Source organism: Methylocystis sp. NC52PC (genome assembly GCF_055698645.1).
On record NZ_CP170127.1, the window covers coordinates 58,231 to 84,044 of the forward strand.

25 protein-coding genes and 1 tRNA gene are annotated in these 25,814 nt (G+C 65.7%); 7 read left to right on the top strand and 19 right to left on the bottom strand.

Annotated features, from left to right (window positions below; translation table 11 throughout):
* Nucleotides 1-3 precede the first annotated feature (3 nt).
* On the top strand, nt 4-249 hold the full coding sequence (locus ACETII_RS01990) for a hypothetical protein (RefSeq protein WP_472786914.1): 246 nt from the start codon (nt 4-6) through the stop codon (nt 247-249).
* Nucleotides 250-647: 398 nt separating this feature from the next.
* On the opposite strand, the gene ACETII_RS01995 is transcribed toward ACETII_RS01990, so the two are convergent.
* The gene (locus tag ACETII_RS01995) at nt 648-779 is read right to left on the bottom strand and encodes a hypothetical protein (RefSeq protein ID WP_472786915.1); all 132 of its coding nucleotides are present in this window, start codon (nt 777-779) and stop codon (nt 648-650) included.
* Nucleotides 780-1,021: 242 nt separating this feature from the next.
* Nucleotides 1,022-1,098 (bottom strand) — tRNA-Arg (locus ACETII_RS02000).
* A gap of 162 nt (nt 1,099-1,260) precedes the next feature.
* On the opposite strand from ACETII_RS02000, the gene ACETII_RS02005 reads away from it, so the two are divergent.
* From ACETII_RS02005 to ACETII_RS02015, 3 genes are read left to right on the top strand one after another with little or no spacing between them, the layout of a single operon-like run.
* Entirely contained in the window at nt 1,261-2,028 is a 768-nt protein-coding gene (locus tag ACETII_RS02005) for an alpha/beta fold hydrolase (protein WP_363349360.1), read from the top strand.
* 47 nt (nt 2,029-2,075) lie between these two features.
* On the top strand, nt 2,076-2,924 hold the full coding sequence (gene cysE, locus ACETII_RS02010; RefSeq protein WP_472786916.1) for a serine O-acetyltransferase: 849 nt from the start codon (nt 2,076-2,078) through the stop codon (nt 2,922-2,924).
* 2 nt (nt 2,925-2,926) lie between these two features.
* Nucleotides 2,927-3,526, top strand: a complete 600-nt coding sequence (locus tag ACETII_RS02015) for a hypothetical protein (RefSeq protein WP_472786917.1) — start codon at nt 2,927-2,929, stop codon at nt 3,524-3,526.
* A 175-nt stretch (nt 3,527-3,701) separates the two neighbouring features.
* Here the strand turns inward: ACETII_RS02015 and parC are convergent, their stop codons facing one another.
* On the bottom strand, nt 3,702-5,969 hold the full coding sequence (gene parC, locus ACETII_RS02020; protein WP_472786918.1) for a DNA topoisomerase IV subunit A: 2,268 nt from the start codon (nt 5,967-5,969) through the stop codon (nt 3,702-3,704).
* Between the two features lie 95 nt (nt 5,970-6,064).
* Here parC and ACETII_RS02025 point away from each other — a divergent pair, with 95 nt between their 5' ends.
* Nucleotides 6,065-6,427: a hypothetical protein gene (locus ACETII_RS02025; protein ID WP_472786919.1), complete on the top strand. Its 363-nt coding sequence runs from the start codon at nt 6,065-6,067 to the stop codon at nt 6,425-6,427.
* On the opposite strand, the gene recO is transcribed toward ACETII_RS02025, so the two are convergent.
* The 8 genes from recO to rpoZ all read right to left on the bottom strand — a co-directional run bounded on the left by recO (nt 6,424) and on the right by rpoZ (nt 13,764).
* Nucleotides 6,424-7,146 (bottom strand): DNA repair protein RecO, encoded by a 723-nt coding sequence (recO, locus tag ACETII_RS02030; protein WP_472786920.1) that lies wholly within the window; start codon nt 7,144-7,146, stop codon nt 6,424-6,426. The two genes, ACETII_RS02025 and recO, sit on opposite strands and share 4 nt — an antisense overlap.
* A 102-nt stretch (nt 7,147-7,248) precedes the next feature.
* On the bottom strand, nt 7,249-7,476 hold the full coding sequence (locus ACETII_RS02035) for a DUF1737 domain-containing protein (protein ID WP_363349366.1): 228 nt from the start codon (nt 7,474-7,476) through the stop codon (nt 7,249-7,251).
* A gap of 8 nt (nt 7,477-7,484) precedes the next feature.
* Entirely contained in the window at nt 7,485-8,390 is a 906-nt protein-coding gene (era, locus tag ACETII_RS02040) for a GTPase Era (protein ID WP_363351175.1), read from the bottom strand.
* A gap of 83 nt (nt 8,391-8,473) precedes the next feature.
* Nucleotides 8,474-9,163 carry a ribonuclease III gene (gene rnc, locus ACETII_RS02045; RefSeq protein ID WP_363349367.1) on the bottom strand — a complete coding sequence of 230 codons (690 nt, stop codon included), beginning with the start codon at nt 9,161-9,163 and terminating at the stop codon, nt 8,474-8,476.
* Nucleotides 9,164-9,174: 11 nt separating this feature from the next.
* Nucleotides 9,175-9,945, bottom strand: coding sequence for a signal peptidase I (gene lepB, locus ACETII_RS02050; protein WP_363351177.1), 771 nt, complete (start codon nt 9,943-9,945; stop codon nt 9,175-9,177).
* A 158-nt stretch (nt 9,946-10,103) separates the two neighbouring features.
* Nucleotides 10,104-10,859 carry a pyridoxine 5'-phosphate synthase gene (locus tag ACETII_RS02055; RefSeq protein ID WP_472786921.1) on the bottom strand — a complete coding sequence of 252 codons (756 nt, stop codon included), beginning with the start codon at nt 10,857-10,859 and terminating at the stop codon, nt 10,104-10,106.
* 149 nt (nt 10,860-11,008) lie between these two features.
* Nucleotides 11,009-13,222 (bottom strand): RelA/SpoT family protein, encoded by a 2,214-nt coding sequence (locus ACETII_RS02060; protein WP_472786922.1) that lies wholly within the window; start codon nt 13,220-13,222, stop codon nt 11,009-11,011.
* A 155-nt stretch (nt 13,223-13,377) separates the two neighbouring features.
* Nucleotides 13,378-13,764, bottom strand: a complete 387-nt coding sequence (rpoZ, locus tag ACETII_RS02065; protein ID WP_363349370.1) for a DNA-directed RNA polymerase subunit omega — start codon at nt 13,762-13,764, stop codon at nt 13,378-13,380.
* 380 nt (nt 13,765-14,144) lie between these two features.
* On the opposite strand from rpoZ, the gene ACETII_RS02070 reads away from it, so the two are divergent.
* Nucleotides 14,145-14,771 (top strand): LabA-like NYN domain-containing protein, encoded by a 627-nt coding sequence (locus tag ACETII_RS02070; RefSeq protein WP_363349371.1) that lies wholly within the window; start codon nt 14,145-14,147, stop codon nt 14,769-14,771.
* 79 nt (nt 14,772-14,850) lie between these two features.
* Here the strand turns inward: ACETII_RS02070 and smpB are convergent, their stop codons facing one another.
* On the bottom strand, nt 14,851-15,327 hold the full coding sequence (gene smpB, locus ACETII_RS02075; protein ID WP_363349372.1) for an SsrA-binding protein SmpB: 477 nt from the start codon (nt 15,325-15,327) through the stop codon (nt 14,851-14,853).
* 59 nt (nt 15,328-15,386) lie between these two features.
* Nucleotides 15,387-16,280 carry a 4-hydroxy-tetrahydrodipicolinate synthase gene (dapA, locus tag ACETII_RS02080; RefSeq protein WP_472786923.1) on the bottom strand — a complete coding sequence of 298 codons (894 nt, stop codon included), beginning with the start codon at nt 16,278-16,280 and terminating at the stop codon, nt 15,387-15,389.
* 201 nt (nt 16,281-16,481) lie between these two features.
* On the opposite strand from dapA, the gene ACETII_RS02085 reads away from it, so the two are divergent.
* Nucleotides 16,482-18,746 (top strand): lytic transglycosylase domain-containing protein, encoded by a 2,265-nt coding sequence (locus ACETII_RS02085; protein ID WP_472786924.1) that lies wholly within the window; start codon nt 16,482-16,484, stop codon nt 18,744-18,746.
* On the opposite strand, the gene ACETII_RS02090 is transcribed toward ACETII_RS02085, so the two are convergent.
* From ACETII_RS02090 to ccoG, 6 genes are read right to left on the bottom strand one after another with little or no spacing between them, the layout of a single operon-like run.
* Nucleotides 18,743-20,101 (bottom strand): MBL fold metallo-hydrolase RNA specificity domain-containing protein, encoded by a 1,359-nt coding sequence (locus ACETII_RS02090; RefSeq protein ID WP_472786925.1) that lies wholly within the window; start codon nt 20,099-20,101, stop codon nt 18,743-18,745. The two genes, ACETII_RS02085 and ACETII_RS02090, sit on opposite strands and share 4 nt — an antisense overlap.
* A 50-nt stretch (nt 20,102-20,151) precedes the next feature.
* Complete coding sequence (locus tag ACETII_RS02095; protein WP_472786926.1) at nt 20,152-21,306, bottom strand: MFS transporter; 1,155 nt, start codon at nt 21,304-21,306, stop codon at nt 20,152-20,154.
* A complete protein-coding gene (gene ccoS, locus ACETII_RS02100; RefSeq protein WP_363349377.1) occupies nt 21,303-21,461 on the bottom strand; it encodes a cbb3-type cytochrome oxidase assembly protein CcoS in 159 nt (52 codons plus the stop codon). The genes ACETII_RS02095 and ccoS overlap by 4 nt, the downstream gene beginning before the upstream one ends.
* On the bottom strand, nt 21,458-23,737 hold the full coding sequence (locus ACETII_RS02105) for a heavy metal translocating P-type ATPase (protein ID WP_472786927.1): 2,280 nt from the start codon (nt 23,735-23,737) through the stop codon (nt 21,458-21,460). Before ACETII_RS02105 ends, ccoS begins: the two co-directional genes overlap by 4 nt.
* Nucleotides 23,738-23,759: 22 nt before the next feature.
* Nucleotides 23,760-24,290: a FixH family protein gene (locus ACETII_RS02110; RefSeq protein ID WP_472786928.1), complete on the bottom strand. Its 531-nt coding sequence runs from the start codon at nt 24,288-24,290 to the stop codon at nt 23,760-23,762.
* Nucleotides 24,291-24,311: 21 nt separating this feature from the next.
* Entirely contained in the window at nt 24,312-25,763 is a 1,452-nt protein-coding gene (ccoG, locus tag ACETII_RS02115) for a cytochrome c oxidase accessory protein CcoG (protein ID WP_472786929.1), read from the bottom strand.
* Nucleotides 25,764-25,814 lie beyond the last annotated feature (51 nt).

Consider the following 25,814-nt stretch of genomic DNA (forward strand, 5'->3'; position numbering starts at 1 on the left):
GCAATGGCGCATTCCAAATTAACGCTCTTGTTGGTCGCCGTTGCGCTGGCGGTATCGGCCAGCGCGGCCAGCGCGCGCCACCGTGTTATCGTGAGCGCGCCCGCGCCTGTTTACGACCCACAGGCTGCGGCATACGCGTATTATGGCGCGACCCCGGCTGACGGCGGCATCTTCAGCCAACTGGACACCGTCTTCAGCTGTCGCCGCACATACGCCGCCGCGCCGCCGCCGATCGTCGCGACTTACTAGACAATCGGCCTTCGCGCCGATCAATTGAAACGCCGCGATCATGGATCGCGGCGTTTCGGCGCTTCTTATTGCACAAACGCTGGAGGGCTTTTTCTTACTGCAGGCGCCCTCCCACTCGCTTCCCGCCGCGCTAGATCACGGCGGGTCGCCGTTTCCGATCGAGAGCTCGCCATGTCGGACCAATCGATGGCCCTTGCCGTCACTCTGATGGCCTTTCTGCTCATGATCCTTGCCGTGTCTCGGATCATGGCGGTCTAACGGGTGTCGTTCGAGAAAGCTGCCAGCTGCGCCGCCTCGGACTCGCGGAGCCGAGAGAGCTGACCGGGACCGCTCAGCCAAAAAACAAGGGGGCCATGGACGGCCCCCTTTGGTCTGCTTTCCGCCCGCGCGAAATCGCCTTACGGGTCCATGCAATAGCAGGCGCTGCCATCGAAGTTGTTGAAACCTTCCGGCGCCGCGGAAGCGGAGCTCGTGAGACCAATGCTCAGGGTCAGAGCGATGGCGGCGAAGATCGTGATCAGCTTAGTCATGGTCATCTCCCTCGGTGCGGTCCTTGTTTCGATGATCTGACGGTAGCTCGCGCAGCCGCGCATGTAGATGCGGCGGCGCACACCACTGGCTAAGGGGAACCCGCGGGTTTCGGCTTGAAGGTCGAGCGACCGCTGGGTAGGCCGCGACCGGAGGACGGGCATTACCTGTCGGACGCCTGTGCTGGCGCCGAGGACGGAGCAGGCGACCAGCCCGTCCGCGCTTCTCTCTGCTTGTTCGGGAATGGCGCGCCCGAAAGGATTCGAACCTCTGACCCCCAGATTCGTAGTCTGGTGCTCTATCCAGCTGAGCTACGGGCGCCCGCCGCGTGCGCTTTGAGGGGCCCGTCGGGGCCGCGGCGCTGCGACTGGCCACCGTTTAGCGACAAGCGAGGCGAATGGCAAGTGCCGTTATTTTTGGGGCCGCGCGCCTTGCACGGCTTGCGTGAGCCTTTAATTAAAAAGCTGTCACACAGGATTTGCGATGGAAACTTTCGTCTCGAATGGCGTCGAGATAGCCTATTCGGATTTCGAGCCTCTCAGCGAAGACCGGCGTGAGCCGATCGTTCTCATCCACGGTTTCGCCTCCACGCACGCGGTCAACTGGCTTTTTACCCAATGGGTCAAGACGTTGACCGAGGACGGCCGCCGCGTGATCGCTTTCGACAGCCGGGGTCACGGCCGGTCGCAGAAGCTTTACGATCCCGCTCAGTATACGCTCGATCTGATGGCCCAGGACGTCGCCAATCTGCTCGATCACCTCTCCATCGCCCGCGCCGACGTGATGGGCTACTCGCTGGGCGGCCGGATCGGAACTGTATTGGCCCTCACGAGACCCGAGCGGGTGCGCTCGCTCATTCTTGGCGGCATCGGCCAATATCTGGTCCAGGAGGCCGGCCTCCCCGGCGGCCTCGCCGAGGCTATGGAGGCCGAGCGGATCGAGGACGTCGATACGCCCATGATGAAGATTTTCCGCGGCTTCGCCGAATCGACCCGAAGCGATCTCAAGGCGCTCGCCGCCTGCGTGCGGGGCGCGCGCAAGACGATCGATCCGGCGCTTCTCGCGCGGATCGAATGCCCCGTGCTGATCTGCGTCGGCACGCGCGACGACGTCGCCGGGGACCCCGCCCCGCTCGAGCCGCTGTTTCGCAACGTCCGCCTCGTCGACATCCCCGGCCGCGACCACAACCGGGCGGTCGGGGACCGCATCTACAAACAGGCGGCGCTCGAATTCCTGGCCCAACGGCCCTGATGCGCGACGGCGGCCGAACCGCTATATAGCGGCGCAGGAGGAGCACGATGGCCGCCGACCCGCGCGAGAAAACTGCGTCCGTGATCGAATTCGACCCCTTGCTCGCCCGGCTGCGGCTCGAGGCGGAGGACGTGCTGCGGCGCGAGCCGGAGCTTGGCGGTTTTGTCCATGGGGCGATTCTGGCCCAGGATTCGGTTGCAGGGGTCGTCACGCATCGCGTCGCCCAGCGCCTCGACCGGCCCGAGGCCCCTTATGCGGCCATAAAACAGGCCTTTGACGCCTGCCTCGCCCGCTCGCCGGCGATTCTCGAGGCGTTCCGCGCCGACCTTCTCGCCGTGCTCGAACGCGATCCGGCCTGCACGCGGCTCTTGGAGCCGGCGCTCTATTTCAAGGGCTTCCACGCCTTGCAGAGCTACCGTCTGGCCCATTGGCTGTGGATGAACGGGCGCAGCGATTTCGCCCTCACGCTGCAGAGCCTGTCCTCGCAGATTTTCCAGACCGACATTCACCCCGCCGCGCGGATCGGCAAAGGCGTGTTCATCGACCACGCCACCGGCGTCGTCATCGGCGCGACCAGCGTCATCGAGGACGACGTCTCGATGCTGCATGGCGTGACGCTCGGCGGCACCGGCAAGTCGCGCGGAGACCGCCATCCGAAGGTCAGGCGCGGCGTCCTGATCGGGGCGGGGGCGAAAGTTCTCGGCAATATCGAGATCGGGCGCTGCGCCATGATCGCGGCGGGCTCGGTGGTGCTCGATTCCGTGCCCGCGAACAAGACGGTAGCGGGCGTGCCGGCGCGGATCGTCGGCGATTCGAAATGTGCGGAGCCGGCTCTGGCCATGGACCAGATGCTCGCGGTATTGGATGCGGCGTCGGACACGAGGACGGGGCTTTAAAGGTGAAGAAACGACTGATCGGCTTGGCGGCTTTCGCCTTTCTTTTGGCCGCGGGCGTCGCCCCGCGCGACGCGCAGGCCGCGGGCTGGCACTATTACGATCCCGAATGTCCCATCGCGCTTGGGACGAAATCGATGAAATTCGTGGCGATGCAGCCGAAGAAAAGCGTCGACCGCGAATGCGCCGCCCTGCCCGATATCGGCGCCTCGGTCATCGTGCTCGACGCCGCCGACAATGAGCTGCGCGACATGACCTGGGACATTCGCGTGCTGCGGGCCAAGGATGAAAGCGGCGCCGCCGATCCCGACGCCGACGCCGTCAGCCGCCTGCCCTTGCAGAAATTTCCCAACGGCATGGTGAATTTCGATCAGGACTTCCGGCAGGCCGGCAATTACGTGCTCTACGTCAAACTGACGAGCGACGACGGCGCCAGGAGCTACGAGGGGCGGCATCCGTTTTCGGTGGGTCTGATCACCGACGAGGAGTTCTACCTCTACATCGGCTTTGGCGTTTTCGCGATCGTGGGGGGCGCGGTCGCCTTCACCTTGTGGCGGCAGGGGAAGCTCGGGTTCAAGATCCCGAATTTCGCGAAACCGTCGTAGCCCGAAGGCGCCTTACTCAACGTCGCGTCGCGTCGGTCAGCCCGAGACTAATCGACCGGTTCGAAATTCCTTGGCGTCGCTCTCGCCGCTCTCAATCCCTCCCCTTTACGGGGAGGGTGGCCCCGCGTAGCGGGGTCGGGTGGGGTCAAGACGAGGCGATAAGGCAGCCCTGCGCTCACCCTCCAAACCTGTTATTCTTCGGGAACCCCCGCGGCGGCAGCCGCCCCGCCTCGGCGCGGTGGCCCATCCATTCGGAAAGCTCCGCCGCCGCCACGGTGAAGACGCGGCCGGCGGAGTCCGTCCACGTCAGCCCGTCGGCGAGCGCAAACACCTTGGCGTCCGAGACGCCGCCGTCCTTGTAGCGCTGCATGCGCACGCCTTTGCCGCGCGCCATGCGCGGCGCCTCTTCCAGCGGGAAAACCAGAAGCTTTCTGTTCTCGCCAATGATCGCGACATGGTCGCCCTCGGCCTCGGTCACGACTTTCAGCCGCGCCGGCGGATCGACGGAGAGAACGGCCCTGCCCTTCTTGGTCGACGACAGAAGATCGTCCTGCGCGACGACGAAGCCGCGCCCGTCGTCGGCGACGATCAGCAGCGAGCCCCCGCCGCGATGCGGCATGACGCGCGCGAGCTCCGCGCCCTCGTCGACGTCGGCGTAGAGCCGGATCGGCTCGCCATGGCCGCGCCCGCCCGGCAGTTTCGACGCGTCGAGCGTATAGGCCTTGCCGTTCGTCGCGAGCGCCAGAATCTTCGAGGTCGTCTGCGCGAAAAAGGACGTGTCCAGCGCGTCGTCGCTCTTGAACTGCAGCGACGACAAATCCTGCACATGGCCTTTGAGGGCGCGAATCCAGCCCTTTTTCGAGACGACGACAGTGATCGGCTCGCGCTCGATCATCGCCTCCGCGAGATCGAGATCGACGGTCGCGGGCGCGTCTTCGAAAGTGGTGCGGCGCTTGCCGACGGGCGTCGTCGGGCCATAGAGCTTTTTGAGCTCGCGCACCTGGCTCGCGATCGCCTTCCACTGCTTGGCGTCGTCCGCGAGCAGCGCCTCGAGGTCGACGCGCTCCTTGGAGAGGTTGTCGAGCTCGCGACGCAGCTCCATCTCTTCCAGCCGGCGCAAGGAGCGCAGCCGCGTGTCGAGGATGTAATCGACCTGCAGATCGGTAAGCTTGAACGCCTTCTTCAGCTCGCCCTTGGCGTCGTCCTCCTCGCGGATGATGCGGATCACCTCGTCGAGATTGAGGAAGACGATGACCATGCCTTCCAACTGCTCGATCCTGCGCAGGATCGCCGCGAGCCGGTGGCGCGAACGGCGCTGCAAGACGGCGCGGCGGTGGTCGAGCCACTGCCGCAGTGCTTCGTCGAGCGAGACGACGCGCGGGGTGACGCCGTCGACCAGCACATTCATATTCAGGCTGAAACGGCTCTCGAGTTCGGAGAGCTTGAAGAGCGTCTCCATCATCAGCGCCGGATCGATGGCGCGCGTGCGCGGCTCAAAGACGATGCGCACGTCCTCCGCCGATTCGTCGCGCACGTCGGCGACGAGGGGGAGCTTGCGCTCGGCGATCAGCTCGGCGAGCTTTTCGATCAGCCGCGACTTCTGCACGCCATAGGGTATCTGCGTGACGACGGCGACCCAGCCGCCGCGCGGCAGTTCTTCCCGCGTCCAGCGGGCGCGCACCCGGAAGGAGCCGCGGCCGGTGCGATAGGCCTCAACGATCTCCGCGCGCTTGTCGACGATCACGCCGCCGGTCGGAAAGTCCGGCCCCTGCACGAAGGTGAGCAATTGCTCGCTCGTCGCGCCGCGATGCGAGATGAGATAGAGCGCGGCGTCGCAGAGCTCGGCAAGATTATGCGGCGGAATGGAGGTCGCCATGCCGACCGCGATGCCCTGCGCGCCATTGGCGAGCATATTGGGGAGCGCGGACGGCAGAACCACCGGCTCCTTTTCTTCGCCGGAGTAATTCGGCTTGAAGTCGATCGCGTCCTCGTCGATGCCCTCGAGAAGGGCGCGCGCGACGGCGGTCATGCGCGCTTCCGTGTAGCGATAGGCGGCGGCCGAATCGCCGTCGATATTGCCGAAGTTTCCTTGTCCGTCGACGAGCGGATAGCGCGACGAGAAATCCTGCGCGAGCCGCACCAGCGCGTCATAGATCGCCTGGTCGCCATGCGGGTGGTAGGAGCCCATCACGTCGCCGACGATCTTGGCGCATTTCTTGAACGGCGCGCCGGGGTCGAGCCGCAGCACATGCATCCCGTAGAGAATGCGCCGATGCACGGGCTTCAGGCCGTCGCGCGCGTCGGGCAGCGCGCGGTCAGTGATCGTCGAGAGCGCGTAGCGCAGATAGCGCTCCTCGAGCGCCTCGCGCAGATCGACGGGCGTCACCACGCTCTCGCCGCCGCCGTCCCTGCCCTTCCCCGCCGAACCGCCTTTCTGCGCCATTCCGATCCGTTCCTGTTTCTTTCGCCTGCGTTTCCTATGGGCTGCGGGCGGCAGGCGCAAGCGCGCGCCGGCATTAACAATGTAAACAATATTTTTTGGCGCGAATTGTCGTGATTATCGCTTGCGGCGATTCACGCCGCTCCTTAAAAAGGAGGCCTCCACAGCGCCGTTCCTGCTCGCCCGAGCGCTTTCCTCTTACATTTCCTTTGGTTTCCGACATGCCATCAACCCTCAGAATTCTTGTGGTTCTTGGCGCGGCGCTCATTGCCGGCGCCGCTCTGGCGCTGGAAAACAAGAAGGTTGCAAATAACAATGCAGCCCTCCGGAGCGCCCATCAGGGGCAATCGCAGGAAGAAACCGCGATGCAGGCGATGTGTCGCGAGATCCTCGTCGATACGGATGAGGGATATGGCGTGACGAATCACGAATCACGCGTCATCTGCGACGCGCTTCGCTAAGTCTCCCCGCCGAGCGCTTCGAGATAGAGCGCCCGCGAGGCTGGCATGGAGACGCTGCGCGGCGCGAGCACGTCGCGCGTCAAAAAATAGCCGGTCAGACGGAAAGCGTCGACGATCTCCGAGACTGAGGGGGCCTCTGACGCATCCTGCAGAAAGCGCGGATAAGGCAGGAGCCGCGCGCTCCACGGCGCGCCCGCGTCGCGATTGACGGCGCGGCCCGACTTCGGCGAGACAAAGGCGAGCCCTTCGCGCGCGCCTGTCAAGGCGCAGCTCTGCAAGTCGAGACCGAAGCCGAGCGCCGCGAGCAGAGAGAGCTCGAAGCGGGCCATCAACGGCGCCGCGGCGTCCGCCGAATCGAGCCCCGCGGCGATGGCGTTCGCCATGTCGAAGATTTCCTCCTGAGGATCGCGTTCCGGAAGCAGCCTCAGCAGCGCCGTCAGCGCGGCGACGCCATGCAGCGCTGCGCCCCGATCCAGATAACGCGCGGCCCGGCTGGCGAGCGGCTCGACGGAAAAGACGCCCAGATGATCCTCGAGCCGGGCCCGCCAATTGGCGGCCACCAGATTTCCGGGCTGCAGGACTGGACGCATCGCCTTCGACCGGCCGCCGCGCACGACGCCGAGATGGCGGCCATGCGCGCGAGTCATCAGCTCCAGAATCACGGAGGTCTCGCCGTGTTTTCTGACGCCGATGACGAGGCCCTCGTCCTGCCATTCCATGGCGCGCCCTTCAACGACGACAATCTAATCCCGTCACCCTTGCGGAGAAGGGGATAGGGGCGGGGTCGACGATCCTCGTCGTGCGCCTCGCCTCACGCGGCGTTACTGCTCGGACAGCTTCATCTCGGGGCTGTACTCGATCCCCTCCACGTCCTTGACGATCGCCTGACCGCAGATCACGCGATTTTGCGCCGTGTCGAAGGTCAACGTCGGCCCGCCATGGAGGCTCCAGCCCTTGCTCAGCGCCTCCGTGACGCGGTGGCAGAAGGCCGCGTCGTCGGGGCCGGTGAGATAGCGGTAGACGGTCAGAACTTTGTGCTTCTTGGCCATGGGAAAGCCTATTCGCCCTTGGGAAAGTCGAGCCGCATTTCGCGATATCGCTCCGGGTCCTCCGCCCAGTTTTCCCTTACCTTGACAAAAAGGAAAAGATGCACCGGCTGCTCGGCGGCCTCGGCGATCTCGCGGCGCGCCGCCTGCCCGATCGCCTTGATGGTGCGCCCGCCCTCGCCGATGACGATCCGCTTCTGCCCGTCGCGGGCGACATAGATCGTCTGCTCGATCCGCGCCGAGCCGTCCTTCTGATTGGTCCAGGAGTCGGTCTCGACCGTGCTTTGATACGGCAGTTCGTCGTGCAGGCGCTCGTAGATCTGTTCGCGGGTGATCTCGGCTGCAAGCAGGCGCAGCGGCGCGTCGGAGAGTTGGTCTTCGGGATAGAGCCAGGGCGAGGGCTTCATCCGCCTCGCGAGCGCATGACGCAGATCGTCCACCCCGTCGCCGGTGAGCGCCGAGACCATGAAGGTTTCCTCGAATTTCTGGCGCTCGTTGAGCTTCGCCGTCAGCGCCAGCAGCTTTTCGCGGGCGACGACGTCGATCTTGTTCAAGACGAGGATTTTGGGCGCCCTCGCCTCGGCGAGCTGCTCGAGGATCGCCTCGACTTCCTCGTCGAGGCCCTTGCGCGCGTCGACGAGCAGCGCAATGACGTCCGCATCCGCCGCGCCGGAGAGCGCGCTCGCCACCATCGCGCGGTCGAGCCTGCGTTTTGGCTTGAAAATGCCGGGCGTGTCGACCAACACGATCTGCGCCGGCCCATCGACGGCGATGCCGCGCACCAGCGCGCGGGTCGTCTGCGCCTTGCGCGAGACGATGGAGACCTTGGCGCCGACGAGCTGATTGAGCAGCGTCGACTTGCCGGCGTTGGGCGCGCCGACCAGCGCCGCGAAGCCGCAGCGCGTTTCATGTTCCATGGCGTTAGCGTCGCTCACTGGCTCTTCCAATTCTATTACCGCAGCGTCTCCCCCTTCGCGGGCCAGCGATGGAGCGAGGAGACCTACTCCTCTACGCCCTCGCGCGCCATGAAGGCCGCCGCGGCCGCCTGTTCGGCGGCGCGTTTCGACGAACCGGCCCCCGTCGCCCCCTCGAACCCCTCGATTTCAACCGCGAGTTCGAAGGACGGCGCGTGATCCGGTCCGCTGCGCGCCACCAGCCGATAGCGCGGGGGGGCAAGGCGGCGCGCCTGCGCCCATTCCTGCAACGCAGTCTTGGCGTCGCGCAGATTGCGCCCCGCCTCGCGCATTTTAGGGCCGAAAGCGGCGCGCACCACACGCTCGGCGGCCGCCGTTCCGCCGTCGAGAAACACCGCGCCGATGATCGCCTCGCAAATATCGCCGAGGATTGCGCGCTTCTTGCGCCCGCCGGTCTGCGCCTCGCCCTCGCCGAGGCGCATATAGGGGCCGACGCCCCAGAGCTCGGCGACCTCGGCGCAGGTTTCCTTGCGCACCAGCGCGGCCAGGCGGCGCGAAAGTTCGCCCTCGCTCTCGGCAGGGTAGCTTTCGTAGATCATATGCGCGACGGCGAGGCCGAGCACGCGGTCGCCAAGAAACTCCAGCCGTTCGTAGGAATCCGGCCGCCGCGGCGCGGCGCTGACATGGGTGAGCGCCCAGCGAAGCAGGTCCCTGTCCGTGAATTCATGCCCGACGCGCCCCTCGAGCGCCGCAAGATCGGGCTTGCCTCGCGCCATGGCGCGCCCGCTCAATGCGCCGACTTGAACAGACGGCTCCAACGCACGGACCACGGCCAGCGCCAGAAGGCGAGCGCCGACTCATCTTTCCTGACCGAGAAGAAGATGATCTCGGCCCGGCCGACGAGGTTGACGAAGGGGACGTAGCCGACGCCGCCGCTCTCCGGCGCGATGCGCGAGTCGGTCGAGTTGTCGCGGTTGTCGCCCATCATGAAATAATGGTCCGGCGGCACCACGAAGAGCCCCGTATTGTCGTTCATCCCGTAATCGTCTTCGATCTCGATGATCGTGTGCTCGACGCCCGGATGCTGGGCGTCCCCCGGCAGCGTTTCCTTATAGGTCGCGACCGGAACCTCGCGCCCTTCCCTATTCTCCGTCTCCGCCGACGCGATCCGCTCGCGGGGCACGACGACGCCATTGATGTAAAGGCGCCCTTCGATCATCTGAATGCGGTCGCCGGGCAGGCCGATCACGCGCTTGATGTAGTCCGTCTCATTGTCGCGCGGCAGCTTGAACACCACCACGTCGCCGCGCTTGGGCGGCGAGGCCAGCACGCGGCCGGAAAAAACATTGGGGCCGAAAGGCATCGAATAATTCGAATAGCCATAGGCGTATTTCGAAACGAAGACATAGTCGCCGATCAGCAGCGTCGGGATCATGGAGCCCGATGGGATATTGAAGGGTTGAAACAGCAGCGTGCGGATGACGAGCGCAATGGCCAGCGCCTGGATGATGACCTTGATGGTCTCGAGAACTCCGCCCTCTTCCTGCTTCTGTGCCACCGGGACGTTCCTGCTCAAGCCGACTGCTCCTTGACCTTGGCGGCGGCCAGAATCCGCCCCGAGACCCCGCTTAGCACGGCGTCGCCCAGATGAGAACCAGTGGCCTGGACAAGCGGTTACCGGGTAAGCCCGATCCGGGCTTCCCAGGCCCGGACCCGTCAGCCCGCCGCCGCCCGCCCCTCTTCCATCGCCTGGCGCATCCGACGGATCGCCTCGGCGAGGCCGACAAAGACAGCCTCGCCCACGAGGAAATGGCCGATGTTCATCTCGACGATCTGCGGCAGCGCCGAGACCCGCCGGGCGGTGTCGTAGTCGAGGCCGTGGCCGGCGTGGACTTCGAGCCCGCGCCCCCCGGCATAGGCCGCGGCTTCTTGCACGCGCGCAAATTCACGATCCGCCAGCGTCAGATCGCCCACTTCCACGGCGTGGCACCAGGCCCCCGTATGCAACTCGACGACCGGGGCCTTGATCGAGACGGCGGCGTCGATCGACTCCGGCGACGGCTCGATGAAGAGCGACACGCGGACGCCGCCGCGCGTCAGCTGATCGACATAAGGGGCGAGATAATCGTGGCCGCCGATCACGTCGAGGCCGCCTTCTGTCGTGCGCTCGGTGCGCTTTTCGGGCACGAGACAGACCGCGTGCGGGGCGGTGGCCAGGGCGATGTCAAGCATCTGCCCGGTGGCGGCCATTTCGAAGTTGAGCGGCTTGGAGATCGCGGCCTTGAGACGGGCCATGTCGGCGTCGGTGATGTGGCGGCGATCTTCCCGCAGATGCGCGGTGATCCCGTCGGCGCCCGCCTCAATGGCGAGGAGCGCCGCGCGAACGGGATCGGGACGCGGCCCGCCGCGCGCATTGCGGATGGTGGCGACGTGATCGACGTTGACGCCGAGGCGAAGGGGTTTTGTAGTCATGGCGCGTCATAGCGCAGCGAGGGGACGCTTGTCATGCCGGAGGCGCTAGCCAGACGCGCCCTGGTCCTTCGAAACGCGAGCTTCTAACAAGCGCCTGCACGGAGGGGGGCGGTTCAAGCCTGTCGATCGCACTGCTCGGCTAAGGCCGACTACCCGATCACCCGCTCGACCTTGCTCACCAGCGCGCTCGCCCGCAGCTTGGCGACCACGTCGGTCAGATGCTTGAGGTCGGCGACCTCGAGATCGAAGGTCATCTCGCGGAAATCCGGCGACTGCGCCTTGAACCGGATATTGTCGATATTGGCGCGCGCTTCGCCGATCAGCGTCGCCAGGGCGCCGAGCGTGCCCGGCTCGTTGATCGCCGTGACGACGATGCGCGCCGGGAACAAAGCGGGCTTTTCCGGATCGATGTCCCAGCGTACGTCGAGCCAGCGCTCGGGCTGGTCGTCGAAGGCGGTGAGCGAAGGCGACTGGATCGGATAAATCGTGATCCCCTCGCCGGGCGTGAAAATCCCGACGATGCGGTCGCCCGGCACGGCGCCGCCCTCCGGCGCGAAGCGCACCGGCGCGTCGCCGCGCAAGCCGCGAATGGGAATGGCGCCCGGGTCCCCGTCGCCCGCCGCGCCCGGCGCCTTGAAGACGACATTGGCGTTGGCCTTGACGCCGAACCAGCCCGGTTCGCCCGGCGCCATCGGCGCCTGCGCGGCTTTGCGCTCCTCCGTGAAGTCCGGGTAGACCGCCTTCACCACGTCGCCGGAATAGATTTCGCCACGCCCCACCGCGGCCAGAACGTCGTCGATCGAGGGCCGGGCGAGACGGGTAAGCGCGCCCTTGAGTCTGTCGTCGGAGTAAGCGCGGCCCGCGCGCTCGAAGGCGCGCTCGACGATCTGGCGGCCGAGCCCGGCGTATTGTTGCCGCACCGCCTCGCGCGTGGCGCGGCGGATCGCGGCGCGCGCCTTGCCGGTCGCGACAGCGGCTTCCCAGGCGGCCGGCGGCACATGGCCTTCAGCGCGGATGATCTCGACTTCGTCGCCATTCTGCAATTGAGACAAGACCGGCGCGACGCGGCCGTTGATCTTGGCGCCCACAGCCGAATCGCCGAGCTTGGTGTGGACGGCGTAGGCGAAATCGATCGGCGTCGCGCCGCGCGGCAAGGCGATGAGGCCGCCCTTGGGCGTGAAGCAGAACACCTGATCCTGGAACAGCTCGAGCCGGGTATGCTCGAGAAACTCTTCGGGACTGTCGCCATGCGCCAGCAGATCGAGCGTCTCCTGCAGCCAGCGGAAGGCGCGGCTTTCCTTGGCGAGCTCCTCGCGCCCCTCGTCGCCCGTCGCATCCTTGTAGAGCGCATGGGCGGCGATGCCGAAACGGGCGATCTCATGCATCTCGGCCGTCCGGATCTGAAGCTCGACGCGCTGATGGCCGGGTCCGATCACGGTGGTGTGGATCGAGCGATAGTCGTTCTGCTTGGGCGTCGAAATATAATCTTTGAAGCGGCCCGGCACGTTCGGCCATTTGGCGTGCACGACGCCGAGCGCGCGATAGCAGTCCTCGACGGTGCCGACGATGATGCGGAAACCGAAGATATCGGAGAGCTGCTCGAAGGAGATGGATTTGCGCTCCATCTTGCGCCAGACGGAATAGGCCGTCTTCTGGCGCCCGGTCACCGCCGCCTCTATCCCGCGATCGGAGAATTCGCGCTTCAGCTCGTCCTCGATTTTCTTGATGATGCGGCCATTTTTCGTGCGCAGCTCGTGCAGGCGCTGCTCGATCGTCTGATGCGCCTCGGGCATCAGATGCCGGAAGGCGAGCCCCTCCAATTCCTCGCGCAGGCGCTGCATGCCGATGCGCCCGGCGAGCGGCGCATAAATGTCGAGCGTCTCCTGCGAGATGCGGGCGCGCTTTTCCTGCGGCACGAAATGCAGCGTGCGCATGTTGTGCAGGCGGTCGGCAAGTTTGACGAGCAGCACCCGCACGTCTTCGGCGACGGCGAGCAGCAGCTTTCGGAAATTCTCGCCCTGGCGGGCCTGTTTGGAAACGAGGTCGAGTTTCTCGATCTTGGTGAGGCCGTCCACGAGCCGGCCGATCTGCTCGCCAAACAGGCGATCGATCTCCTCTCGCGTCGTCTCCGTATCTTCGATCGTGTCGTGCAGCACGGCGGCGACGATGGTCGCGTCGTCGAGCTTGAGATCCGTCAGGATGGCGGCGACTTCGAGAGGGTGGGAAAAATAGGGGTCGCCGGAAGCGCGCGTCTGCTGGCCATGCGCCTTCATCGCGTAGACGTAAGCGCGGTTCAGCAAATCCTCGTCGACGTTCGGGTTGTATTTGCGAACCCGCTCGACAAGCTCGTATTGACGCATCATGCGCTTAAACGCCACGACAGGATAGCGCGGCCGACGCGGCCCTCGCATCCGAGCGGCGCGGAGCGGGCGGGCGACGTCAGGCCGCTGGGAATTGACCCGAATTGTAGCGCAGCTTTGCCGCGGTCTCCAAGGGGAGACCGCATCGCCAATGGCTTTTACTCGCCGTCTTCCTCGACCTCGGCCGGCGGCACAAGTCCCTCGAGGCCGCGCAGAAGGTCTTCCTCGGTCATGCGGTCAAACTGCGTCTCGCCCTCGAGGTCGGCGCCAGCGGCAGGGGTAAGGGCGGGCGCAGCCTCGGCCTCCGGCTCGTCGACTTCGACGTGGCGCTGCAGAGAATGGATGAAATCCTCCGACAGATCGCCCGGCGACAGCGCCGTCTCGGCGATCTCGCGCAAGGCCACCACGGGGTTTTTGTCGCGGTCGCGATCCACGAGAATTGGCTGGCCGGAGGAGATCAGCCGGGCGCGATGAGCCGCAAGAAGAACCAGATCGAATCGATTCTCAATTTTGTCGATACAGTCTTCGACGGTGACGCGCGCCATCTGTCCACAGCTCCTGTCCGAGGGGAAACGAAGGCAGTTATACCAATATGGTTGACAGATCAATCGCGAACTGGGCTTTTGACGAACCCACGCCGGGTTATGGTTGCCCATATTGAGCGGTAAACCATCAACTTATCGGAAATTTAACAAAGTATTGTCTGCTTAAAGCTCGGGTTGCTCTTGACGTTGCGGCACATCGGCGCAATCTACCGGTCGTGACGCTGCGGCGTCCGTGTTCCGACAAAGGCGCCTTTCCAAAATGAAACCGGCGATGGTTTGTCGGCAGTCAAGGCCGCTTCAACAGGGTTGAACGCGCCGGCGCCGGGCCCAAGGCCGAGAGCTCGGGCGAAGGCGACCTACATAACGAACGCGAGAATAAAATGGCTGATATCGAACGTATTGCGTTATTTATTGACGGCGCTAATCTCTACGCCACGGCCAAGTCGCTTGGCTTCGACATCGATTACAAACGCCTCCTGCGCGAGTTTCAGGCCAAGGGGCGACTTATACGCGCGTTCTATTATACGGCCTTGATCGAGGATCAAGAGTATTCCTCGATCCGCCCGTTGATCGACTGGCTCGATTACAACGGCTACGCTGTCGTGACGAAGCCCACCAAGGAGTTCGTCGACTCGCTGGGCCGCCGCAAGGTCAAGGGCAATATGGACATCGAGCTCGCCGTCGACGCGATGGAGATGGCCGAGCATATCGACCACATGGTTCTGTTCTCGGGCGACGGGGACTTCCGTTCGCTCGTCGAGGCCGTGCAGCGCAAGGGCGTGCGCGTCTCGGTGATCTCGACGATCACCACGCAGCCTCCGATGATCGCCGACGAACTGCGGCGCCAGGCCGATGAATTCATCGACCTCATCCATCTGGTCGGGAAGATCGGCCGTGATCCTGGCGAACGCGCCGAGCGTATGCAGCGCTACCAGGAGCGCCCCAGCCGTCCGCAAATGCCCGCGCCCGCCCCGGCCGGCGTGCATAGCGAAGAAGACGAAGAATAAGGCTCCTCTGCTTCGAGAGTCCAAAAGCCCGGCCCTCGCCGGGCTTTTTTGCGCTCCGAGGCGTCCTTGCCGGCCGAAACTAACCTTTCTCGCGCATGAGCCGCCCCTTTTCCCGGCTCCAATCGCGCTTCTTCTCGACCTCGCGCTTGTCGTGGATCTTCTTGCCGCGCGCGAGCGCGATTTGGAGTTTCGCGCGTCCCCTGGCGTTGAAATAGAGCTTCAACGGCACGATGGTCATGCCCTCGCGCTCGACCGCCTGCGCGAGCTTCGCGATCTCGCGGGACTTCAGCAATAGTTTTCGCGGTCGCTTCGGCTCGTGGTTGAAACGGTTGCCGGAGAGATATTCGGGAATATTGGCGTTGACGAGCCAAGCCTCGCCATGCCTGTCGACATGGGCGTAGCTCTCGGCGATTGTCGCCTTGCCGGTGCGCAGCGACTTGACTTCCGTCCCGGTCAGGGCGAGCCCCGCCTCGAAGGTCTCGCCGATCTCATAATTGAAGCGCGCCCTCCGGTTGTCGGCGACAACCTTGTGATTCGGCTCCTGCTTAGCGGCCACGGCCCGTTCCTAGAGCTTTCGAGCGAAGACTGATTCCCGGCGACGACGCGTCGAAAGCTCTATGCCGGCAGCAGGCCGGCGCGGATCATGGCGGCGCGAATGCGGTCCTTGGTGGGCTGCGTCGAGACCACGAGCGGCAGACGCACCTCTTCGCGCGCCTTCCCGAGCAGCGACAGACCATATTTCGCGCCTGTGACGCCCGCCTCGAGGAAGGTCGCGACTTGGAGCGGCACGAGCCGGTCCTGAACTTCCAGCGCCTTGGCGTAATCGCCGGCAAGACAGGCGTTCTGCAGATCGGCGCACAGGCGCGGCGCGATATTGGAGACGACCGAAATGCAGCCATGCGCGCCCGCGGCCATGCAGGCGAGCGCCGTGAGGTCGTCGCCCGAAAGCTGGATGAAGTCCGGCCCCATCGCCTCGCGTTGCAGCGAAATGCGGCCGATATTGCCGGTCGCGTCCTTCACGCCGACGATATTCTTGAGCTCCGACAGACGCTTCATCGTCTCGACGCTCATGTCGATCACCGAGCGCGGCGGGATGTTGTAAATAACGATCGGAATCGACACCGCGTCGTTGATCGCCTTGAAATGCAGATAGAGCCCTTCTTGATTGGGCTTGTTGTAATAGGGCGTGACGATCAGCAGTCCGTCCGCGCCGGCGCGCTCGGCGTGACCCGCAAGGGCGATGGCCTCGCGCGTATTGTTCGAACCCGCGCCGGCGATGACGGGGACGCGCCCCTTGGCCGCCCGAATGGTTTCCGTGACGACGCGGCCATGTTCTTCATGGCTCAGAGTGGGGCTTTCGCCCGTCGTCCCGACGGGAACAAGCCCATGCGTTCCCTGCTCGATTTGCCAGTCGACGAGCGCGTGGAGCGCGTCGTAATCGACCTCTCCATTGGCGAAAGGCGTGACGAGAGCCGTGATCGACCCATGAAAAATCGGCTTGTTGCTCATAGAATCAGGAACTTCCTTACGCCTCACAGCCGCCGTATTCGCGCCCGTATCATAGACGGGTCTTTCATAGCCGCTGGGGGCTTGTGAGAAAAGCCCCACCTAGGCGAGTTGGGGCGCGTCAGGCAGGGCGCTACGGCGACGCCTTGGTTAACGCTTCGTAAATGAATAAGGTCCAGCCTCTGAAGACGGAAACGAAACGCGATGACCTTGCCTCCACGGGTTTCGATGCGCCTCAAGCTCCTGGCCGCCGCCGCCGCGATCGCCCTGATCACGCCCGCCTTCACGGGCTTTGACGATCTGGGCGATGGGGAAGCGCGGCGCGAATACGCCAACATCGTTCCGCATGTTCCGTTCAGCGTCGGGGCCTGGCGCGCGCGCGTCGGCAATCTCGAGGAGACGGTGCGCGGATTGGTCACCGGCGAGCCGCCCCACACCGAGGCGGCGCATCCGCCGCAAATCTCCCTGTTTGGGCAGGACGACGCGGGCCTGTCCCCGCTCGCGCGTTATACGCCGCCGGACGGATGGCCGCGCGCCGCTGCGCCGAACGCGACCGACCCGTCGAAACTTCTCGGGCCGGACTTCGAGAATTTCTACCCCGCTTTGGCGGCCTTCCGCGCCGGCGACTTCGCGAGCGGCGAAGAGGCGGCGGCCAATCTGCAGACCAATCTCGCGGACACGGCCGCGCGCTGGGTCGGACTCAAACTCCATTCCCACGAGGCGGGCTTCAAGCGCATCACCGCCTTTCTCGCGGCGCATCCGGATTGGCCGGCCGCGGACTGGCTCCGTCGCCGCGCCGAAGAGGCCCTCGTCGCGGAACACCACCCGGACCGGGTCGTGAAGGGCTGGTTCGCCGAAACCAAGCCGCAGACGGCCTATGGCAAATTTGCGCTGGCCCGCGCGCTGGCGCGCGACGGCGACTTCGAGACCGCCGGCGCGCTCGCCCGAGAGGCCTGGCGCGAAGAGGATCTCGGCCAAAGTTTCGAGAACCAGTTCTACAAGGAACTCGGCGCGCTGCTTACCGCCGAGGATCACAAATATCGCGCCGACCGTCTGCTTTACGCCGGCAAGAATGTGCTCGCCCTGCGCGCCGCCGAACTCGCCGGCAAGGATGTCGCGGCTCTCGCCCGCGCCCGTGCGGCGGCGAATAACGGAGCCGGCGGCGAGAAGCTTTTCGCTTCCGTGCCGCCGTCGCTCCAGAACGACCCGGGTTTGCTTTTTTCGCGCATCCGCAGTCTGAACGGCGCCAAGAAATTCGCCGAGGCGGGCGCGCTGTTTCGCAAGGCGCCGACCGATCCGGTGAAAGTGGTCGACGGCGACGCCTGGTGGGCCGAACGGCGCCAGACCGCGCGCAAGCTGCTCGATACGGGCGACGCCGACACCGCCTATCTCATCGCGTCGCAACATGGCGCCGAGTCGACGAGCAACAAGGTCGAAGCCGAATTCATGGCGGGCTGGATTGCGCTGCGCTTTCTGGACGATCCGTCACGCGCCGCAAGGCATTTCGCAGCGCTGGGTCAGGTCGCGGAGACCCCGCTGCAAAAATCGCGAGCGCTTTATTGGCGCGCCCGCGCCGCAGAGGCCTATCACACGCCGGACGATGACGCGAAGGCGCGCGATTTCTATCGTCAAGCCGCCGCCCATTCGACCACCTTCTACGGTCAGCTGGCGAGCGCCAAGCTAGGCGGCGACGACCAGCCGCTGCGCCCCGCCCCGGCCGTCGCGCGAGATCACGAGCGCCACGAAGCCGTGCGCGTCGTCGAGCTGTTGCTCGCGACGGGCGACAAGGACGTGGCCGCGCCGCTCGCCCTCGAGGCGACGAAAAACATGGCCGACGTCCGGCAGATCGCCGCGCTCGGCGAAGCGATCGCCAGCCAGCGCGACGCGAAGATGTCGCTGATTTTCGGCAAGAGCGCGTCTTATCGCGGCATTCCGCTCGACGACGTCGCCTTTCCCTCCTATGGCGTGCCGAATTTCGACGCGCTTCCGAATTCCGCCTCGCGTTCGGTCGTCTATGCGATCGCGCGGCAGGAGAGCGCCTTCGATCCCAAGGCCGTGTCTTCCGCCGGCGCCATGGGGCTGATGCAGATGATCGCCTCGACCGCGCGGCATACGGCCTATCAGCATGGCCTCGCATTCGACGCCGCGCGCATGGTGAAAGAGCCCGCCTTCAACGCCAGGCTCGGCGCGGCGCATCTCGGCACGCTGCTCGGCGAATACAGAGGCGCTTATCTCCTCACTTTCGCGGCCTATAACGCCGGCGGCGGGCGCGTGAAGCAGTGGATGGACGCCTATGGCGATCCCCGTAAGCCCAACGTCGATCCGATCGACTGGGTGGAGCGCATCCCGATCACCGAAACGCGCAATTACGTGCAGCGCGTGATGGAGAATTTCGTCGTCTACCGCGCGAAATTCGGCGACACCGGCACGGAGCCGCCGCAAGTGCAGCTCGCGCGCTTCGGGTCTTAAGACAGCGTCGCGCGCTCGAGCTGTTCCGGCGCGACGCAGCGCCATCCAAGTTCGTCTTGTATCCGGCGCCGCAGCGTATCGGCGGCTGTCGGCTCGCCATGCGTGACGAAGGTCATGCGCGGCGGATTAGTGAAATTGCGCAGCCAGCGCAGAATGCCGTCGGCGTCTGCATGCGCCGACAACATCGTTAAGTTCTCGACCTCGGCGCGCACGGGGACATATTCGCCGTGAATCTTGACGCTGTCGGCGCCAGAGACCAGCGCCGCGCCGCGCGTGCTCGCCGCTTGAAAACCGGAGAAGAGGATCGTGTTGCGCGGGTCCGGGAGGCATTTCTTCAAGTGATGCAGCACGCGGCCCCCCGTCGCCATTCCGCTCGCCGAAATGATCACCTTGGGCGTCTCGTCATCGTTGAGCGCCTTCGACTCCTCGACTGACTGAACATATTTCGCCACCGCGCAGGCGCGTCGCCGCTGCTCGTCCGAAAGCTTCTGGTCGTCGCCATAACGCACGAACAATTCGCTCGCCTCGGCCGCCATCGGACTATTCAGATAAATTGGCACATTGGCGAGGCGGCCCGACGCTTTCAGCTGCTCGAGATAATAAAGCAGCATCTGCGCGCGCCCCACCGCAAAGGCCGGAACGATCACCGTGCCCCCGCGGCGAATTGTCTTTTCAACGACGCTCCCGAGCGCCTCCTTGGGGTCGCGTCGATCATGCGGTCGATCGCCATAGGTCGACTCGACGATGAGATAGTGCGCGCCGTCGATCGGCTCGGGATCGACGGTCAGCGGATCGTCGTAACGGCCGAGATCGCCCGAGAAGACGATCCGCCGGCCTCTCCAGTTCACTTCGAGCGAGGCGGCGCCGAGAATATGCCCCGCGCGATGCAGTCGCAAAACCGGGCCTTCCCGAAGATCGTGACTGTCGGCGAAGGAAAGCGAGGAAAACATCCGCAGCACGCGACGGGCGTCCTGCGAATCGTAGAGCGGCAAAGCGGGATGATGTTTCGAAAAGCCGCGGCGATTGGCGTATTCGGCGTCCTGCTCCTGCAGTCGCGCGCTGTCGGCGAGCAGGATTTTGCAGAGTTCACGCGTCGCCTTCGAGCAGTAGATGGGTCCATCGAAACCGTCGCGCGCCAGCGCCGGCAGATAGCCGGAATGGTCGAGATGCGCATGCGTCAGCAGCACCGCCGCGATGGTCTTCGGTTTCACCGGGAAAGGCGCCCAATTGCGCAGGCGAAGATTTTTCAGGCCCTGAAACAGGCCGCAATCGACGAGAAGGCGTGTGTCCTGCCTTTCGAGCAGATAGCGGGAGCCGGTGACGGTTCCCGCCGCGCCGAGGAAATGAATTTGCACTGCGGACTCTCGCTGATGTTTGCGCCTCGGTCAGCGTAGCAGCGCGGACCTCAAAAGAGCAACGCGCCCGCCGCCGCCGCGCCCAGCAGGCAGAGGTCGTGCAGCGCCAGCGCCGCGCGCGATGGACGCGCGCCTTCATGCAAGAGACGCAGCGCCGCGACATTCACCGCGCCCCAGCCGAGACCGATCGCAATGAGTCCGAGCGTAACGCTCGCGATCGAAAGCCCCGCGTAAACCGCGCCCGCGCCGCCGACCATGACCGCAAGGCCGGCGGCGAGCGTCGGCGCTGTTGAGAACAGGCCGGGCAGAGAAGCTGCGAGCGCCGCGGGGCCGTACATCGAAAAGAGATGCCAGCCCATGGCTCCGCCGATGAAGGCCGGTGCCGCCGCACAGACGGCGAGCGTCAACGGCCCATGCAGCATCCCGGCCGACATGACGAACCAGGCCACCGCTCCGGCGAGCGTCGCGAGCGCGAAGCGGCGCGAAATGGGCGCAGGCGCGGGCGCCGCCGAGTCAGGCGCGACAACGTGCGGCATGCGTACGGCGAGGCCCAGCGCGACGACGTGCAGGCCGGCGGCCGCGAGCAGGGTCGCGCCGGGCTCGGGCGCCAAAGAGACGACAACAGGCGCCGCCAGCGCCGCGCCGGCGCCGCCGCCAAGCACGACGAGCCCGCCCCGCGCCGACCCCTGCGCGGCGATATGGCGGTAGAACAGGGCGAAGCCCTGCGCCAGGCCGAGCCAGAAGGCGCCCAGACACAGTCCGAAGAAATTGGATTTGGCGATGGCGAAGGCTGAGAGCGCGCCGCCCGCGACGCCGAGACTGGCGCCGAGACTGAAGGCCGCGCGCCGCCCAAAGGCGTCGACGAGCAGCGCTGCGGGAAAACTCGCAAGGGCGGCGCCGACGAGCAGTAGCGCGAAAGGCCAGCCGATGCGCTCCACGCTCGGCGCCATCAAGCGGCTCTGTTCGGGCAGCGCCGTGAGAACCAGCGCCTGCGCCAGCACCGCCAGGCCGAAGCCGAGCGCGAGAGTTAGCCGGTTGTCGGTGACGTTGGCGCGCGTGAGCGACGCCGGACAGGCGCAATAAAGCGCGCCGACGCGCATCGCCGCGTCGGAGCCGTCGTCGACTGACGAGGCGTCGCAACTCAGCTCGCTTGGAGGGCCTGCCAGGGTGACGACATCCGAGGCGCTGTTTTCGCGAAGGTTCATTTCTTCGCCTCGTCGACGTCGTCGTCCATCAGCACACGATGCGCCGCGCCGTCGAGATCGTCGAACTGGCCGCTGCGCAACGACCACATAAAAGCCGCGAGGGCTGCGAGGCCGAGAGCCAGGGCCAGCGGGATGAGGAAAAGCAGCACGGTCATTCGGCTGGCCCGATGACAGGCTCCGGCGTCCCTTTCCGAACGCTATCCGCGAGCCGCCCGCTCGCGCGCGAAGCGAGGGAGGGCTCGAGCGGGGCCGCAGCCGCACGCCCGGCGCGCAAGGCGTTGAGCGTGACGAGAATGGAGGAGCCCGACATCGCCGCCGCGGCGATCAGCGGCGTCAGCATGCCAGCCATGGCCAGCGGCACCGCGAAGACATTGTAGATGACCGACAGCGCCAGATTTTGCCGCATCAGGCCGCGCGCCTTGTGGGCGATGTCGAGCGTCGTCAGAACCGGCGCGAGACGCTCGCCCAGAAAGACCGCGTCCGCTGCGGCTTGGGTGATTTGCGTGGCGTCGATCGGCGAGACGGAGACGTAAGCCGCGGCAAGCGCCGGCGCGTCGTTCAATCCGTCGCCGACCATCAGCACTTTGCGCCCCTGCGCGCGGAGCGCCTCGAGCCGCGCCACCTTGTCCGCCGGCTTCAGCGCGCCCGCCCATGCCGAGACGTCGAGCGCCTGCGCTATTTTCTCCACGGCCGCGACGCGGTCGCCGGAGAGGATCTCAACGGCGAAGCCCCGCGCTTGCAACGCGGCGACCGTTTCGGCGGCGTCGCTGCGCAGGGCCTGCCGGATCTGGAAGAGCGCGCGCCGGTCGCCATGCCGAAAGGCCACGAGCGACACGTCCGGATCGAGCGCGCCGAGCCGAGCCGCCTCCTGCTCGAGGCCACAGAAGCGCGGCGACCCGAGGCGCGACTCGGCGCCCTCGACGAGGGCGCAGACTCCCTGCCCATGCTCCTCCCGCGCCTCCAGCGCCGCGCCGCTTGGCCGCTCATGCGCGACCGCGCGCGCCAGCGGGTGGCTGCTCGCCCGAGCGAGTTGCGCGGCGAGGTCGAGGAGTTCGACATCGAATTCGCTGGCGTTGACGACGCGCGGCTCGGGCGCCGTCAGCGTGCCGGTCTTGTCGAAGACGATCGTATCGGCTTCGGCCAGCCGCTCTATGGCGTCGGCGCTGTTGAGCAGGACGCCGGCGCGAAACAGCGCGCCGCTCGCCACGACCTGCACCGCCGGCACGGCCAGCGCCAGCGCGCAAGGACAGGTGATGATGAGCACGCAAATGGCGGTGACGAGCGCGTCGTGGAGGCTCGCCCCGCGCCAGAGCCAGAACAACGCGGTCGACAGCGCCGCGACATGAACCATCGGCGCATAAAGCCGCGATACGCGGTCGGCGAGGCGCACATAGCGCGAGCGGGCGTTTGTCGCCTTTTCCAGCAGACGCTCGATGTCGTCGAGCAGCGTGGCGCCGCTCGCCGCCGCCACGCGCAGCACCAGCGCGCCGTCGTAATTCATGCTGCCGGCGTAGAGCTGATCGCCGGCCGTGACGGCGCGGCGCGCGGTTTCGCCCGTGATGAGGCTTTCGTCGATCTCGGAGGCGCCGCGCTCGATGACGCCGTCGACCGGCACGCGTTCGCCGGGGCGCGTCAGAACGAGATCGCCCGGCTCGATTTTGGCGAGCGGGGTGAGAGTCTCGGCGCCGTCGGGACCGAGGCGGCAGGCGAGCGGCGCGCGCAGGGCGGCGAGATTGGCGGCGACGGCGCGCGTCTTGCGGCGCATGGCGTGATCGAGGAAGCGGCCCAGCAGCAAGAAGGTGAGCAGCATGGTCGCGCTGTCGAAATAGGCGTGCTCGGCGTGCGTGAGCGTCTCATAGACGGACATGCCGAGCGCGAGCAGCACGCCGAGCGAGATGGGCACGTCCATATTGAGCCGACCCACGCGCAAGGCGGCGAAAGCGCTCCTGAAGAAGGGCTGGCCCGCGAAGGCCGCCGCGGGCAAGGCGATGAGCGCGGAGACGCCATGGAACAGATCGCGCGTCGCAGGGTCGATGTCCCCGCCGCCCTCGCCGACCCAAATGCCCGCGGAAAGCATCATGATGTTCATGGCGGCGAAGCCGGCGATGGCCAGGCAACGCAACAGCCAGCGCGAAGTCTCGATTTCGGCGCGTTCGCTCTCCGCCAATTCGAAAGGATGCAGCGTATAACCCATGCGCCGCAGGCGCTCGAACGCCGTCGGAAGATCGAAGGAGTCATCGCGCCATTCGAGCTGCAAACGGCGGTTCGTGTAATTCACCCGCACCCGCTCCAGGCCCGGCAGATCGGAAAGGCCCTGCTCGATCTCGCCGATGCAGGCGGCGCAAGTCATGCCGTCGATCGCCGCCTCGAAACGCTGCGCGCCGTCCTCGCCTCTTGCGACGAGACCCTCATAGTCGAATGCGACGGTCATGCGAGCCCCCTCATGCGACGCCCTACTCCACGTCGATCCGATTCTTGGAGCGAAAGACCTCCTCGCCCCCGCGCGCCGCCGTGAGCACGAGGTCGCGCTGGCCCTTGGGCAAGGCCGCCCTGCCAGCATAGCGGCCGGGCGCGACGGGCGCGAGCCTCACGCGCACGTCCTTTGCAAGATCGGCCGGGGCGGCGAAAAGCGCGGTCATCTCCACGCCCGACACCTCCGCGCCCGTGCTGTCGCTCGCAATGACGCGAATCTCCGTCTCGCCGGCCGGAAGGCGCGCGAGCCGCACGTCGACCTTCCAGTCGCGCGCAGCCTGCTCGCGGGCCTGCGCGATCTCCCGATTATAAGCGAGACCGCGCTCATAAGGATGCGGCGTCACCTCGCCCGAGAAGGTCTTCACGGCCTTGTAGATCATCACCCCGTCGACGACGAAGACGAAGAGAAAGAAGCCGACGATCATCGCCAGCACCTTCATGCCGGTGAGCGGCTTGCCGCCGGCCTCATAGTCCGAGAAGCGATCGGGCTCGAACGGAGTTTTCTTGCTCATGACCAGGCTCATCGTCGGACCTCACGGCGAAATGAACACGTCCTTCACCTCGACCGCGGCGCCGTCGCCGGCGTCGGTCACGGTGAAGAGGACAGGGGCCTGTCCCTTGGCAGCGGCCAGGCCGTGGGTCGAGAGGAGAACGCGCGCTTCGCGGGTTTGATCCGGCCCGACGTCGATCACGACGTTGCCCCTGGCGTCGGGAGCCACGCCGACAACCTCCGTCTGCGCGCCGGCGACGCCAGAGACGGCGAGCGTGAACCGCCGAAATTCAGGCTTCTTATTGGAAAAGCGCAGCGTATAGCCATTGCGCACGCCGCCGTCTTTGAGCCGCACCGCAAGAGGGTTGCGATCATGCAGCACGCTGACGTGCATGTCGCCGCGCGTGACCAGCGTCGCCGACATGAAGCCGCCGATCGCCAAAATGAGCACTGCGTAGAAAAGGGTGCGCACGCGCAGCGGCTTGAAGACCGGCTGCTCGCCGCATTCGCGCCGCTTGAGGTTCATTTCCGTGTCATAGCCGATAAGCCGTGGCGCGCGATGGATCTTCTCCATGATGGCGTCGCAGGCGTCGATGCAAAGGCCGCACTGGATGCAGCCGAGCTGGGCGCCTTTGCGAATATCGACGCCCGTCGGACAGACCGCGACGCATTGCCCGCAATCGACGCAATCGCCTGATGGCGCGCCAGCGGCGCGCGCGGCAGTCGCCTGTTTCAACGACATGCGCGGCTCGCCACGGTCATAGCGATAGGTGACGTTCAGCGCATATTCGTCGGTGAGCGCGGCCTGAATGCGCGGCCAGGGACAGGCGTGCAGGCAGAGCTTCTCGCGCATCCAGCCGGCGAAGATATAGGTCGTGAAGGTGAGGATGCCGATCCACAGATAGGCTTCGCCGGCGCCCGGCTGGAAGGTCGCGAGCCGATAGACGAGCGACGGCGCGTCGGCGAAATAGAGCACCCAGGCGCCGCCCGTCCACCAGGCGATGAGCAGCCAGACGAAATGCTTTGAGATTTTCTTACGGACTTTTTCGACGGTAAGCGGACCATTGTCGAGCTTCATGCGGTCGCGGGCGTCGCCTTCGATCCAGCGCTCCGTCGTCATATAGAAATCGGTCCACACCGTCTGCGGACACATATAGCCGCACCAGATGCGGCCGGCGACGGCGTTCATGAGAAACAATGTCAGCGCCGCAAGGATCAGCAGCCCGGTGACGTAATAGACTTCCTGCGGCCAGATCTCGATGAAGAAGAAATAAAAGCGCCGATGCGGCAAGTCGACCAGCACCGCCTGGCTGGGCGCATTCGGGCCGCGGTCCCAGCGCACGAAAGGCAGAAAATAGTAGATCGCCAGCGTCGCGAATTGAATGCCCCATTTGATCCGGCGGAAATGTCCGTCGACCTTCTTGGGATAGATGCGATGCGCCGCTTCGACGAGGGGTTCGTCCAAGAGCGAGTGCTGTGTGTCTGCGCTGGACATTGTCTTCTACTGTTCCTTAGCTCCCCCACCCCAACCCTCCCCCGCGTCGCG